The organism is Gordoniibacillus kamchatkensis (assembly GCF_000829455.1).
Taxonomy (GTDB): Bacteria; Bacillota; Bacilli; order Paenibacillales; family NBRC-103111; genus Gordoniibacillus; species Gordoniibacillus kamchatkensis.
Genome location: NZ_JXAK01000004.1, coordinates 1 through 13,646, shown reverse-complemented (window position 1 = coordinate 13,646; position 13,646 = coordinate 1). Strand labels below are relative to the sequence as shown.

At 46.9% G+C, this 13,646-nt stretch carries 18 protein-coding genes and 2 pseudogenes; 4 read left to right on the top strand and 16 right to left on the bottom strand.

The features are described 5' to 3' along the window. Window positions 1–38: 38 nt before the first annotated feature. The 8 genes and pseudogenes from SD70_RS37535 to SD70_RS03310 all read right to left on the bottom strand — a co-directional run bounded on the left by SD70_RS37535 (window position 39) and on the right by SD70_RS03310 (window position 5,476). Entirely contained in the window at window positions 39–233 is a 195-nt protein-coding gene (locus tag SD70_RS37535; protein ID WP_231571033.1) for a tyrosine-type recombinase/integrase, read from the bottom strand. A gap of 584 nt (window positions 234–817) precedes the next feature. Further along, window positions 818–1,090, bottom strand: coding sequence for an EamA family transporter (locus tag SD70_RS40170; RefSeq protein WP_197080924.1), 273 nt, complete (start codon window positions 1,088–1,090; stop codon window positions 818–820). Continuing rightward, window positions 1,014–1,730 carry a DMT family transporter gene (locus SD70_RS03330; protein ID WP_197080923.1) on the bottom strand — a complete coding sequence of 239 codons (717 nt, stop codon included), beginning with the start codon at window positions 1,728–1,730 and terminating at the stop codon, window positions 1,014–1,016. The genes SD70_RS40170 and SD70_RS03330 overlap by 77 nt, the downstream gene beginning before the upstream one ends. A gap of 267 nt (window positions 1,731–1,997) precedes the next feature. Next, window positions 1,998–2,596: pseudogene (locus tag SD70_RS03325) on the bottom strand (nitroreductase family protein). A gap of 203 nt (window positions 2,597–2,799) precedes the next feature. Continuing rightward, window positions 2,800–3,150, bottom strand: a complete 351-nt coding sequence (locus tag SD70_RS36760; RefSeq protein WP_197080922.1) for a zinc-binding dehydrogenase — start codon at window positions 3,148–3,150, stop codon at window positions 2,800–2,802. Continuing rightward, window positions 3,063–3,743: an NADP-dependent oxidoreductase gene (locus SD70_RS39660; RefSeq protein WP_197080921.1), complete on the bottom strand. Its 681-nt coding sequence runs from the start codon at window positions 3,741–3,743 to the stop codon at window positions 3,063–3,065. Before SD70_RS39660 ends, SD70_RS36760 begins: the two co-directional genes overlap by 88 nt. Before the next feature lie 344 nt (window positions 3,744–4,087). Continuing rightward, window positions 4,088–4,750, bottom strand: a complete 663-nt coding sequence (locus SD70_RS03315) for an NAD(P)H-dependent oxidoreductase (RefSeq protein WP_041045668.1) — start codon at window positions 4,748–4,750, stop codon at window positions 4,088–4,090. Between the two features lie 75 nt (window positions 4,751–4,825). Then, window positions 4,826–5,476 (bottom strand): peroxiredoxin-like family protein, encoded by a 651-nt coding sequence (locus SD70_RS03310; protein WP_041045666.1) that lies wholly within the window; start codon window positions 5,474–5,476, stop codon window positions 4,826–4,828. A 213-nt stretch (window positions 5,477–5,689) separates the two neighbouring features. Here SD70_RS03310 and SD70_RS34490 point away from each other — a divergent pair, with 213 nt between their 5' ends. The 3 genes from SD70_RS34490 (at window position 5,690) to SD70_RS03290 (ending at window position 8,389) form a co-directional block, all read left to right on the top strand. Then, the gene (locus tag SD70_RS34490; protein WP_082053096.1) at window positions 5,690–7,204 is read left to right on the top strand and encodes a redoxin domain-containing protein; all 1,515 of its coding nucleotides are present in this window, start codon (window positions 5,690–5,692) and stop codon (window positions 7,202–7,204) included. Between the two features lie 68 nt (window positions 7,205–7,272). Beyond that, the gene (locus tag SD70_RS03295; protein ID WP_041045664.1) at window positions 7,273–7,974 is read left to right on the top strand and encodes a Crp/Fnr family transcriptional regulator; all 702 of its coding nucleotides are present in this window, start codon (window positions 7,273–7,275) and stop codon (window positions 7,972–7,974) included. A gap of 76 nt (window positions 7,975–8,050) precedes the next feature. Continuing rightward, complete coding sequence (locus tag SD70_RS03290; RefSeq protein ID WP_041045662.1) at window positions 8,051–8,389, top strand: MmcQ/YjbR family DNA-binding protein; 339 nt, start codon at window positions 8,051–8,053, stop codon at window positions 8,387–8,389. Between the two features lie 213 nt (window positions 8,390–8,602). Here the strand turns inward: SD70_RS03290 and SD70_RS03285 are convergent. Beyond that, window positions 8,603–8,886: pseudogene (locus SD70_RS03285) on the bottom strand (sigma-70 family RNA polymerase sigma factor); the annotation flags it as partial. Window positions 8,887–8,891: 5 nt separating this feature from the next. Between SD70_RS03285 and SD70_RS35755 the strand changes: the two are divergent. Beyond that, window positions 8,892–8,987, top strand: a complete 96-nt coding sequence (locus tag SD70_RS35755) for an N-6 DNA methylase (RefSeq protein ID WP_331436720.1) — start codon at window positions 8,892–8,894, stop codon at window positions 8,985–8,987. A gap of 95 nt (window positions 8,988–9,082) precedes the next feature. On the opposite strand, the gene SD70_RS03280 is transcribed toward SD70_RS35755, so the two are convergent. The 7 genes from SD70_RS03280 to SD70_RS37520 all read right to left on the bottom strand — a co-directional run. Continuing rightward, complete coding sequence (locus SD70_RS03280; protein ID WP_041045660.1) at window positions 9,083–9,964, bottom strand: hypothetical protein; 882 nt, start codon at window positions 9,962–9,964, stop codon at window positions 9,083–9,085. Between the two features lie 172 nt (window positions 9,965–10,136). Further along, complete coding sequence (locus SD70_RS03275) at window positions 10,137–10,364, bottom strand: AAA family ATPase (RefSeq protein WP_041045658.1); 228 nt, start codon at window positions 10,362–10,364, stop codon at window positions 10,137–10,139. A 153-nt stretch (window positions 10,365–10,517) separates the two neighbouring features. After that, on the bottom strand, window positions 10,518–10,742 hold the full coding sequence (locus SD70_RS03270) for a DUF5348 domain-containing protein (RefSeq protein ID WP_041045656.1): 225 nt from the start codon (window positions 10,740–10,742) through the stop codon (window positions 10,518–10,520). Further along, window positions 10,739–11,539 (bottom strand): ExeA family protein, encoded by an 801-nt coding sequence (locus SD70_RS03265; protein ID WP_041045654.1) that lies wholly within the window; start codon window positions 11,537–11,539, stop codon window positions 10,739–10,741. Before SD70_RS03265 ends, SD70_RS03270 begins: the two co-directional genes overlap by 4 nt. Then, window positions 11,532–12,884, bottom strand: coding sequence for a DDE-type integrase/transposase/recombinase (locus SD70_RS03260; RefSeq protein ID WP_041045652.1), 1,353 nt, complete (start codon window positions 12,882–12,884; stop codon window positions 11,532–11,534). The genes SD70_RS03265 and SD70_RS03260 overlap by 8 nt, the downstream gene beginning before the upstream one ends. A 36-nt stretch (window positions 12,885–12,920) precedes the next feature. Further along, window positions 12,921–13,409 (bottom strand): DUF6431 domain-containing protein, encoded by a 489-nt coding sequence (locus SD70_RS37525; protein WP_231571016.1) that lies wholly within the window; start codon window positions 13,407–13,409, stop codon window positions 12,921–12,923. A 13-nt stretch (window positions 13,410–13,422) separates the two neighbouring features. After that, window positions 13,423–13,646 (bottom strand): hypothetical protein (locus SD70_RS37520; protein ID WP_231571015.1); only part of this gene is annotated, 224 nt, incomplete at its 5' end.

Sequence of the window (13,646 nt, the reverse complement as noted above, 5' to 3'; positions counted from 1 at the left end):
ACGATATGCAAGTTCTTTTCCAGCGCATCTGACATAAGTCAACAGGAAATGTCGTAGCTTATGAGGTGACAAGTTTTGTACAAGACTAGCTTCCTCCGAATATTTATGCGACCCTTACTCCCCTTGCCCTTATTGATCCGGATTTGGCAATAATGGAAATCAACATCGGACAACTTGATATTGATCAGCTCGCTTACCCGAACACCGGTATATAGCAGCGTCTTGACGATCATCATGTCTTGAAAGTTCTTCGCTTGCCAAACCGCATCGTAGTAAGGCTTAATCCCTTCTTCAGTAGGTACATAGGGGAGCTTCTTCGCTGTTTTGGGCACCTCTACCTCCAGCTCTGCTCGAAGATGCTGAAACAGGCTCTTGAGATAGGCATAATTTGGCCGTTCCCCCCGCAGTTACTTGGCCAACTCCTTCTCTTTGCGTAATGTGCCAAACGTCAAGAAAATACCCAGAAAGCGTTCGAGTGCCAGTTTACTGAAATATTTATTTGTACAAAATGTGTATTAAGAACATAATTCGTGAGGGGAACTTTAATGTACACACCTATTATTACTTCAAGTCGTTGTACTTATAAAATCGGTACATTGCAAAAAAAGACCTACCATATTAGTAGGTCTGTCTGTTCAGATTCATCCAATATTTTCAATACCAGTTTGCTCGTTTTCTGTTGCGTACTTTAACTGATGAAAATTGGGTCTGACATAATACATCCAGTTTCCTGTGCCGACCCTAACATCTTCCACACTATCGATAATTCCGGATTCTTGCAATTCTTGGAATGGTCACGGATTTTAAATTGTTTCCTTTAGGCCCGGCTGTTAAGAGCGCTAATCTGTGATACCCGTTTCCGTTTTATTGCAATCAATAACATACCGGCAATCGTCATGAGTCCCCCGAGCATCTGCGACATCTCCAAAGCATGACCCAAAGTAACCGAAATAATTGCTGTAAATACAGGAATCAGATTCATCGTTATGCCGGCCTTGCCCGCACCTAATATCTTAACTCCTTGATTCCAAAAGATAAACGAACCTACTGACGGAAACACCCCCATGTATAAAACCCCTACGATCCCCAAAGAAGTGATTTTGTCGGAGTGAATCGGCTGGAAAAATAAAAAAAGGAATCATTAAAACAGCACCGACCAGGGCAATCATCGCAACCAACGTCACAGGCGGAATGCCTTTTGCTTTTTTTAAAAGCAATGAATAAGCAGTCCAACATAAGACGGCAAATAGCATGATCGCATCGCCCTCGTTATACTGAGTATGAAACATCTGCAGCAGGTTGCCTTTCGTCAACACAATCAGAACACCAATAAATGAGATGATTAATCCAATGAACTGAAAAGCATTTACTTTTTCCCTCAGGAAAATCAACGAAAAGAGCATAATCAAGCCAGGCGCAAGGGTAGTAAATAGAGCGCTGTTCGTCGCAGATGTGAACTTCAATGAAGCATACGAGAGATAGGTGTAGAGCACAATGGATAAAGCAGCAAGCATAATGATCAACACCCAATTATTCCTCCATATTTGATCCCATGAAGGCTTCTCAATAAATTGGGCAATGGGAATAAGAAGAATCAGTCCGATGACCCACCTTAGAAAAACTGTCCATTCAGCAGGTAATTCAGCAACAATCAATTTTCCAAAAATGATATTACCGGCCCAAAACAGATTAGCTCCGATCAGAAATGTCCATGCCTTATATTTCACCATATTTTTCACCTTCACTTTTTTTCTTTTGCAGATTAACTTGTCGCTATTGCCCATTAAATTCTTTATAAGTGATCTTTGGATTTCTCTATTGAAGCTCTCACTCGAGATGACTTTGTTATCAGTAATTACAGCGGACGATTCGGGTTAGCTTCATCATGTCTTTTTTCGGGAATTGGCCAAAGTCGGCGCGGATATCCTTATTTATATAAATGGGATATCATGTTATTAAAGAAAGAGACTGTCGTTGAGACAGCCTCAAGGTTAAGTTTATTTAAAAACTCTTATACGTTCTTGTACCGGATTAAATTTCTTTTCACCTGCTGCGACAGTTGGTTTACCGAACGGCATTTGGGCAATCAGTTTCCAGCTTTCCGGCAAATTCCATTCTGCTTTTACCCGTTCATCAATCAATGGATTGTAATGCTGTAGGTTTACACCCAGCCCTTCAGCCTCAAGCGCCATCCATATCACCATTGGTGCATTCCATTTGTTTGCTGTGACCAAATCGGGAAGTGTTCTTGGTAAGATGGGTATTGTTTCATGAAACTATCAACAATTGACTGATCTTCAAAGAAAAGCACTGTACCGTATCCGTTCCGAAATCCGTTCATTTTTTCCTGAGTAGAAGAAAATTGTTCGGCAGGAACGTATGCATTAAGAACTTCGGTCGTAATATCCCATAACTTGTTATGTTGTTCACCCAAGAGCAGAACAACGCGGGTAGTTTGATTGTTAAACGCCGATGGTGTATGTTTAACGGTTTCCTCGATTATTTCTTGGATACTTTGATCCGAAATCGGTGATTCTTTGCTAATTCCATAAATGGAGCGCCGTTCGCGTAGTGCAGTGAATAGATCTTTCTCCAAGGTTTTCATGATACCTCTCCTAACCGTTTTTTTTTGATTTTCATCGACTGAATCCGTTAGCGATTTCCGAAGTGGAAGAGTGGAATCAGAAAGTATCGATAGATGTGACTTCGTAAGTTTACTTGAACGAAACGGAATTGCTGCTGAACCAGGTTCACAAATGACAACTACCCTGCGAACATGGAAGCAAATTTCCTTGTGCCTCACGGACGAACACGGATGATCGTCTTTCCCTTGACCCGCTCGGTCGGGTTGAAGGCCGCGACGGCATCGTCGAGGGTCGCGATTTTGCCGATGTTCGTCCGTAGCCGTCCGTCACGAACTCGCTGGGCAATCTCACTCAGTTGGGCGCGATCGGATACGACTACGAAGTCGATCGCCAGGCCGTCGGCCGGCCGCGCCTCGGGCGGTCCGGCGACGGTCACCAGCATTCCTCCGGGTCGAACCAGACCCGCGGACCGCTTCCCTATGTCGCCGCCGAAGACATCGAAAACCAGATCGACGCCGCCGACGTCTTCCAGTACGTCGTTCTCAAGATCGACGAACTCCTGCACGCCGAAGTCAAGCGCCGTCTGACGGTGGGCAGCACGTCCGGTGCCGATGACGTAGCGCCGACCTGACGTGCGAGCTGTGCCGCCATCGAGCCAACTGCTCCGGCTGCACCGTGCACGAGGACGCTCTGCCCCGCCCGGAGGTGGCCGTGCTCGAACAGACCTTGCCAGGCGGTCAGACCTGTCATTGCGACGCCAGCGCCAACCGTGAAGTCAACATCGCTCGGCAGCGGCGCGAGGTTGCGTGCCTCGACGACTACATACTCCGCGAGGGTGCCGTCGCGAGTCCAGTCTGTGAGGCCGAACACCCGCTGCCCCACCGACAGGCCTGTTGTGCCATAGCTGAGGGCGGTGACCACTCCGGCCACCTCGTGGCCGGGGATCGACGGTGTCCGGTCTCGCCCGAGGCGATCGGTCCAGGTCGAAGGCCACGTCAGCTCATCCCAGGTGAATCCCGACGCATGAACCTGAACAACGACATCGCCGTAGCTCACGCCCGAGAGGCTGGCGAGCTTCGCCGCGTCCGGCTCCGGCCGCTCCACCAGCTTCATCCCGGCAGTTCCCGCGGCCTCGTCCGTTACCACAATCGCTTTCATCTAGACACCTCCCTGTATAGTCTTTCCCTACACAGCACGTCGATCCGCAATCTATTAGCGCCGTCAACGCTCGGCGTCTTACCACGACAGATAAGCTGGCGTAGAGATGCGGCTACAGCGCCCGTTATTCGTTTGTTGATCAGAATTTGGAACATTGCACTCACCCTCACCCTTGATTAATTGCTATAAATGAGAAAAATCTGATACAAAGGTAGACCCTTAGATTAGTTTGAACCGCTCACAAACGACATGAAAGGGGATACCGTTTCGACCACATTCACAAGCAGCCCGAATCCGTCATGTCGGACTAGCTTATGAACCTTACAAATGCCGTCATATTATATTTATTTGACCCACTTCACAACATCATCAAACGGTCTGCGCGTTTTCGGTCCCGGCTCTTTTTTGCGATAACCGAAGGCAATCATGACCGAGATGGTGAAGTGTCCGTCCTCCAGCAGCCCTTCCTCGTCCAACAACTGATTCATTTTCTCAATATCAAAGCCTTCGATCGGACATGAGTCGATACCGATTTGCGCCGCAGCCGTCATCATGTTCGCAAGCGGTATATACGTCTGCTTGACGGACCAATCGGTAAGAAAGCGTTCATGATCCAGGAGCTTGAAATCATGTCTTTGAAACTCTTCAAGTATTTCAAGCCGCCTTGTCAGGTATTCCTTCGGAACGTCTCTGACCTGCTGCTCCTTAAGGTAGGCGGAGTCATATCTTATATCCAGCGGGGTCCGGGCCAGAATAATGACGAAATGACTGGCTTCCGGCAGTTTGCTTGCCGCTCCGTACGAAGAGTTTTTTATTTTGTTCCGAAGCTGTTCGTTTTGAACAACAACAAATCTCCACGGCTCTGTGCTAAACGAGCTGGGCGAGAGCCGGCCCGTTTCCAAAATAAATTCAAAGTCGTCGTCGGAAACGGTTTTGTTAGGATCGAATTCTTTGGTTGCATGTCGAAAACGATGAGCTTCCAAAATTTCTTCCTTGGTTACTGTCATGATATATTCTTCACCCTTATTCAGACTTGTTCTAACCATAATCGATTATTCTGCTTACAAGTGATGCAAAAATCGTTACAGATTTCTTAGCTCTCGCAAAATTTCCTCCGGGCTTTGACGCTGCATGAAATTCGGATTGACATAAGCGGAGCGGATAATGGCTCTCTCATCGATCATGAAGGTAGCCGGAACCGGCAAAATCCATTTGGAGGTATCGTTGTACTCTGCAAGATCGACTCCGACACCTTCCATGACTTCCCTTACTCCCGGCGGAACATCGAAGAGCAGATTGTACTTGGCCGCTACTAAGCCGTTCGGATCACTGAGGACTTGAAATTCCAATCCTTCCTTTTCCTGCAGGGATAACGAATGATCCGGCTTTTGCGGGCTGATCGCTATAAGCTGCGCTCCTATCGCTTGGATTTCCGGCAAAATCTGCTGGTAAGCCTTTAATTGCATATTGCAAAAAGGACACCATCCGCCACGATAGAAGACCAGTACAACCGGCCCTTTCGCGAGCTCTTCAAATAAAATTACATCCCGGCCTAGTGCGTTTGTTAATTTAAAGTCCACCGCCTTTTCGCCTGGTTGCTTCCCTGAAGCGATCCCCGATTTTTGAAGATCCTCAATCATTTGACCGATCTTGATCTGCGCTTCAATCGGTGCATTGGCCTTAAACCGCTGTGTGGCCGCTTCCAGCTGTACGGTTAGATTTTGGTTGCTCATTGTTTTGAAACCTCCACTATCGAAAGATAGCATGATTATAATTCTATAAAAATCGAAGTACTGTAATGTAGATGACAGATGCCGATTCGACCGGCATGTTAGTCTGTAAACCAAACGCCCATTGAAATATCAAATTTTACTTTGTCCTGGATGGCAGGAGAAAATTCGCTCAATTAATAAAAGTAAGAATTCAAACGTGAAAGGAGAATATGGATGAAGATACTCGTTTTAGGAGGAACAGCGTTTTTCGGTCGCCGCTTAGTCCATTTATTAATCGGGGACGGTCACGATGTGACCATTGCAACAAGAGGTCAGACATCGGATGATTTTGGCGACGCCGTAACCCGAATAAAGGTGGACCGGACGAATCGGGATGCCATGATGGAAGCGTTCGGCAATTGTTATTATGATGTCGTCTACGATCAAATCTGCTTTAATCCTCAAGATGCCAAAATCGCCGTGGAAGCGTTTGGCGATCGCGTTAAGCGATATATTTTAACCTCGAGCATGGCAGTTTATAATAGTAAAGATACCGAAATCACCGAAGACGATTTCATGCCGGAACAATACAGCTATGATTTAGACGCTCAGAAATATGATTATGCCGAAGGAAAACGTCAAGCCGAAGCCTATTTCTTCCGGAATGCGACATTTCCCGTCGTTGCGGTTCGCGTAGCCATGGTCGTATCGGGAACCGACGATTATACAGGCCGGTTTGATTACTATGTGAAGCATATCGCCGAACATAAATCGATTGGCGTGTTGGAAGCCGAGCACCCTATTACTTATGTGACAGCGTGGGATGCGGCCGAATTTCTTAATTTTATCGGAGCCAAATCCGATTTTGTCGGACCAATCAATGCGGCGAATAGCGGTTACTTAAGCATCCAAGAACTCTGTTATGAGATAGGGGACTTCTTGAATACGACCCCGCTGTTTCATGTAGGCCGACATGAAGAACAAACTTTATCCCCCTACGCCATGTTTCCTTGTACTTGGAAGATATTGAATACCAGAGCAGCATCTTTAGGATTTGAATTTTCTCCAATTCAAAAATCGATTTCGCTTATGGTCCAGGACAGTATTTCTAAATGGGAAAGAAGCTTAAAGGATGAACTTGATGCATTTCAGGCTCAAAACCAAATGTCGCCAGATGCCGCGGCGACATTTGCCAGATTGCTTCAGGACCTTCGAGATCAAGGTGCAGGCAAAGGACTGAATATCGGAGATAAGGCTCCGGATTTTACCCTGGAAGATGCTACGGGCAAACCCGTCACATTATCTAAAGAACTAGCCAAGGGCCCCGTAATTATCGTGTTCTATCGAGGTGAATGGTGCCCGTACTGCAATTTGCAATTGAAGGCCTATGAGCGCATCATGAATGAGATTAAAGCTGCCGGTGCTCAATTGATTGCCATTAGCCCGCAAACACCGGATCATTCGCTTTCCATGAAAGAAAAACACGAACTGAGCTTCTTCGTCCTTAGCGATGTGAATAACAAAACTGCGGAAAACTACAATCTTAAATACAAGCTGCCTGACTTTATGCAAGCCATTCAGGAAAAATCCGGTATTGAGCTACATCAATATAACGGTGACCATACATTTGAGCTTCCAGTCACAGCCACATATATTATCGATAAAAAAGGAACCGTAATAGCTGGCACTTCAGATTTAAACCATAGAACGCGTATGGAACCGTCCGAAGCCTTAAAAAAAGTCCGTTAGTTGCAATAAGGTTATTGCAACTAACGCCAATGACTTTGCTACATTATTGGGGAGGCCCGATATATCCGATGAACAAGCTCTGGTATTTATCGCAAATAAGTATTTTTGAAGAAATGTCGCGAGAAGAAATTAGAGAAATCGATCAGCTAGATACCATCCATCATTTCAATTGGATCACAAAAAACACATTGGTCCAAACCCCGGAGTCTACTCGCGAGGGACTCTATTTCGTCAAGGAGGGCAAACTTAGACTCTATAAACTGAACGACAGCGGAAAACAGTTCACGCTTGGCATTCTCACAAGAGGAAATATATTCGGAGAATTAAATTCATTCTCGTTCGGAACCAGGGGGGTTTATATTGAAGCGATGGAATCGTCGCTTATTTGCTCCATGTCCGAGCCTCAGTTCGAACGGCTGATGATCAATCGGCCTCAGCTTGCGCTCAAATTCCTTAAAGCGCTCAGCGACCGCTTAAACGAGCGGGAGGAACAATTGGAGCAGCTTGCGCTTCATGGTCTTAGAAAACGCGTGCTCCATCTTCTTTCCACACTGAGCGCAAAATTCGGCGTCATTCAAGACGGATATGCGCTGATCGATCTGCCTCTTTCGCATCAAGAGATTGCTAATATGCTTGGTGCTAGCCGCGAAGCGGTCAGTGGCGTGATGAGCGAGCTTGCCAAGGAAGGGGTCGTTAAGACATCACGCCTGTCTGTTCAACTTGCTGTTACAATACTTGAAGAAAATATTCCTCGAAACTCTACACATTGATATGCTCAGATCTCTGCCGACGGTTTAGATAAACGGCATGGACTTTACGATGTCATTACGAAGGAGATAAACCGGTTTGAAAAATAATTTCATCGAATACTGTCTAAACAAAAAAGGAGCGATTAAGGATTATCCCTTGGGAACCGATCCACTCGCGATAAAAATTGCAGGTAAAGTATTCGCTCTTTTTTATGAGGAAAAAGGGTTCTTGATCCTAAAATGCGACCCGGTGATTGCGGAAACCTTGAGAGAGCAGCATGAGGACGTTCGACCGGGGTATCATATGAACAAACAGCACTGGAATACGATTATTCTCGAGGGTTCTTTGCCAGAATCGGATATCTTTGCAATGATTGACCAGTCATACGAAATGGTTGTTAAAAGCCTTCCTAAGAGGATCCGGGAGTCCATTTAGTTTTACAATTGTTGGATATCTTAAGCACGTCGACAAATAGAGGGAAATGTCTTGTTGTATGATTATTCCTTCATGAAAAAAAACTTCAGCTCCGCCGTAGGGCAATATTTTCGTATTAAATTGTCAATTCCCATATATTATTAAAACAGGGAGCTAACCCTGCTCCCTTTCAATCAATTTCAAATTAATCTACTTACCTCCAACATTGCTTGTTCACCGCTTCGACTTATAAAACTCATGGTACAGCTTCATCAGCGCCCGTTTTTCAAGCCGCGACACGTAGTTGCGCGAGATGCCGAGCTCCTTCGCGATCTCCCGTTGCGTCCGCTCCTCGCCGCCAGCCTCGAGCCCGAACCGGCCCACCACGACTTCCGCTCTCGTTCGTCCATTATGTCCAAATTGCGGTAAATCTTCGACCGCTCAATCTTCAACTGCACTTTGTCGATGACATCATCGGTTTCGGTGCCCAGTATATCGATCAGCGTTATTTTATTACCTAAAACTGATTGAGAATGATTTAGTAGAAGCGATAATTTTATTACCTCGAAACCTGTTCTACACGACAGACATATGTGTGACACTTTGGATAATTAAATAAAAATAAAAGCGCTTTTTTCAGTGGGGGTAGCGAGCTTACCGATAACACCGCATCATTAAACAGAACCCCCATTTAATCATTTCTTTGGGCGTAGCTTATATCGCACTTCCGTTGCCAAATGATTTTGACTGACTAATCCACGAAAGTTTTTTCGATTTAAAATCCAACTGTCTATGCTTCTCTTCTTCAGTCTGCCGTGTCATCAGTATATATCTTTCTTGAACATCAACTAATTTTCTAAGCGAATCTAACTCTGACTTGTTCAAGTACCCTCTCGCGGCACATTCATCTAGTGTCTCTGAATTTACATAGGAACAATGAATCAATGTATCAGACCCAAACCGTTGATACACATCTACTGCTTTATATGTCACTGGTGTCTTTAACAAGGAAAGAGACCCTGTCTCGAGTCTTACGCTTGTTGACGATTGGAAGGCTTCAGATGTTAAAGTCTTCGCTTGCTCCATCTTCCAAACTCTATTTAGAAACTCTTTTCTTAAGTGAGTTTCTTTCCAAATTGCAACTTTATCCTTAAGCGCCAAATCGACATATTGACTACAACACTCATCATTAATATGAGAAATATCGACCTTTCCCAATCGATTTGGGGTGTATCGCAAATATCGTTTGCCTTGCTGGCAACATGATGTAAGCTCCTCGGTTTGTTCTGTCGTTAATAATCTCCCATCAATGGATGCTACCTCAGGAATGAGACCAAGATGATAAAGCAGCTCGTTCAATTCTAATCGATTGTTCTCATACACACTATAATTTTGAAAAATCCCTGTGACCCCAATGTTGGTCCATTCCATTCGTTTTTGATTTAGCGTTGCTTGTCCATCGCGAATCATGGTTTTCAAAATTTTTGCCTTTTCTTCAATACTTTTAGCTGTTACACTATGATCACGAGCAAAAGAATTCCAAATAACATCATCATATTCTATTGGAAGTGTCCTTAATTCTTCCGTTCTTATCAAATGTTCGTACTCAGACTTATACTTCTCATCAAAAGCTATTTTAAACGAGACGCCACACCCATGAGCTTTTTCACTATTTCCGTCCCCTTCAAACAGCGGCCAATCCCCACCATCAAAATATAATTCAATTAATATGTAAGGTAACTCAGTAGCTTTATTTTGTTTTAATTTGTCAAAAAAAACTATTTAATACGTCATTATTAAAAAGATATTGAGTCAACTCATTTTTAAGATACTTCCCATTGTACATTCCGGTTAAAGCAAGATGAATAGCTTCTAATATCGTTGATTTACCTGCCTCATTGTCACGTACAATGATATTTACTCCCTTATCCAATTCTAATTCAAACTCATCTTGAAAAGACTTAAAGTTAACAATTTTAACCTTTTTTAACGCCATGTTACTACGCATTTCATTTTAATTATCATTAGTGTTACTGACATCGTATTTTGACCGAAAATTGACGATGTCTGCTGACCGATATTTGACGATAATCGTGACCGTAGAGCATCGAAGACGGGAAAGCCCGAATTTATGGCTTTCCCGTTCTTGTTAGATGTCTACTTGGTAAGTTTCCTTCTTCCTCAAGTTGAACCTGGCTTCCCGCATGATCACGTACCAGTCGCGATCCAACTCAATCCTACAAGGAATTCCCTTGTCTCCGATTCGAATTTCTATGCACTCGCCGCAATGCAGCGTATACGAGCGACCGCCGAGGTATACCACCCAGCACGCCCCGTCTTTGTCATACGTCATCTTGTTCCACGATCTGGTCATGAAAGCTCGCCCTGAATGACGTGCTTCACCATGTGGTCGTCGATGATCCGCCGCTTATTCTGCGCCCCATAAATCAGGCTGTGGGTACACACTTTGTTGATAAGCCGCGCGGATCCGCTTGAGAAGCGGTATACCTCATCGACGGCTCCGTCTGAGAAGATGTCATGCTCGCTGCCGGCGTAGGCTAGATGACGCCCGATATACTCTCTGGCCTGAGCGCGGTCGAAGTGCGGCAGCTTGCACTGCAAATCGATTCGCTGGCGGATGGCGGCGTAGGCTTGCAGACGAAGCCGGTCCCAAAGTTCGCTTTGACCGACCAGAATAAGCGCCATGGGGCTTTGGGCATCCATTTTGAAGTTCAGCAGAAACCGTACTTCCTCGAGCATTTCCCGATCCAACAGGTGGGCTTCGTCGACGATGACAACCGGTAGCAGGCGGTGAATGCCGCGCATGAGCTCAATCTCCCGGTGCAATTGCCGCTTGGCATCGCCGCGGTAGAACTTCGATTCGCATCCGAGTTGCTCAAGCATCCCCTTGTAGAAGTGACGGGGCGTCAGCTTCGAATCCGACAGATACAAGATCTTATATTTCGCCGCATCCAGCGCCGAGGTAAACCTGCGAATGGTTGTCGTTTTGCCCGTACCGCAGTCGCCGGTAATGACAGCAAAGAGCTGGCGCTCGGCGGTGTATTCGAGCCGTCCCAACGTCTCCTCCAGCATGACGGACGCATACAGTTCCTCGGTCGGCATATCCCGTGAAAACGGTGTTCGACTCAGCTCGTAAAACGATTCAAACATGGCCGTCCTCCTCTTTCCGGACGGTCCGGTAGGAGACCGCGTGTGCCTGCTGAACATGGCGCTCCGCATGTCTGCGCTCAGCGCCGCGAAGCAGACGGGAGGAGTCTGCCGCTTCCGGCTGAAGGTGATCCGGAAGTTGCGGCCTTCGGCCTGATCGTTCCCCGATGACGAGTTCACGGGCTTTCCATGGTGTATGCCCTTCATGCTCGATCGTCACTTCCACGATGTCGGCCGGATCGTAGGCGACCTGAACCGTCCGTCCGATGAACAGAAGCCCGACTTCATACTTCTTGCCCATGAAACTGATGCAGCCAGCCTTGTCCACTTTCCGATCCTCACAGTGGAGGAAAGCGCTGGCCAACATGTCCGGTTCCACGAAGCGCAGTGGTTTCGCGTCGCTCCGATAAGCCGTTTCGGGGCTTTTCTCTTCCAAAGCGGAATGCGGTTTGTGTTGATGGCACTCGCTCAGCCATACCTGAAACCAGGTATTGAGCTGTTCTAGCGTCTTTACGTTTTCGAGTGAAACTTCATTAAGAAATCCTTGTACTACGCCGTTTAGCCTCTCAACCTTGCCCTTGGATTCCGGCGAATACGGCTTTGCAAATAGCAGGCGAATGCCTAGTTTGGCACAAGTCCGGCCCATCCATTTGTTCTTGTATTGCTTGCCGTTGTCGAAGTAAACCGCTTCTGGTAAGCCATATTTCTCGATGGCTTTGCGGAAGCAATCTTCGACGATGGCCTTCTCCAGCGACTCGTAGAAGGCGCCATGAAGCACGAACCGGGTGGCGTCGTCGACGAACAGGACCAGGTACACTTGCTTGTTCGTGCCGCCCGGTCCAATGGGGAGAAACGGGCCAAATTTTATATCTGACTGCCACAGACTATTGCGATGGCGCTTTTGGAACCGCCTGGCGGCGATTCCGCTGCTAGCGTACATCCGCATCTGCCGGGAACTGTAGCCGCGCTGGGTCAGTTGTTCTTGCAGGGTACTGCGTTTGAGCTTCCCCGGTGTCACCTTCTGATCCCATTCCAAAATCTGAATGATCTGGCTGACGCTGCGGCCCGGGACTTCCCGACGCAGGAGAATGGCTTCTTCCAGCAGTTCCGCAGAAATGGCATCCGGGCCAAGCTTTCTGCCTTTGGCTTTCGGCTTTAGTCCGCTGAAGCCCTCCGTCCTGTGCTTCGCTAAGTACCGACGCAAGGTACGCTCCGACAGTCCCGTCTGAGAGCAAATCGCTGCTCGAAGCTCCTTGGCCTTGGCCGGATCCAATCCGGACGTGAGCAGCGGTGACAAGAAGGTAAACCGCTGCTCCGCTACATCCTCTGCTTTTCTCTGATCTTTCATCTCTCATGCCTCCATTTATTCAGGATTAGCATGAGTTTATGACAGAAGGGTGCGGACATACAGGCAGAACGGGTCTGTAATCCAAAGATTTAAATTGGCGATGGGGCGGACAGATCTTCTCAGCCATCCAGCGGCGTTACCGACAAACCGTCCAGGGTGGTGGAGTGCGGACTGTGAAGGACAGGACGAGTTCTCCACAGGAAGATGAAAACGAATGGCAATCGATTGCAAGACGCATACCGCATACAGTGCCCAGAGAGCAAACCAGCCTCTCCATCTGGCGATGGTGGATTCGTCTGCTGCAATGTCCTCTCGCACCGGCTCCGACAGCACACCTTCGATGCTTTCTGCGTCGTAACGCCTGTAGGGTACGAGCAGATCCGGCAGTTCGTGATGAATCGTCGCGCACGGCTCACAACGAAGGCGGCGAATGATGAGCTTTGCCCGAGTCCCACAACTCTTGTACCACGCCCGTGGACGACTGCCTACAACGATTAAATCCCCCTCACAGCATGGGCAAGGCACACGTCCCGCACTCCTAACAAAAAACGCCGGTATCCGGCTCCTTCTCAACCAACGAAAAATCTGATACAATGACCATATTGTGGTGGGAAGACGTCTCCAGTGGTGCTGCTCGAACAGCTCCACATCTAAATGGAGGCGTCTTTTCCTTTCCCTGGATTGATGTTCTGGTCATTATATCGGTCAGGATTCGGACAACCATTACCGTCAGTTTTTGGACATTACGTATTAGCGGAAACA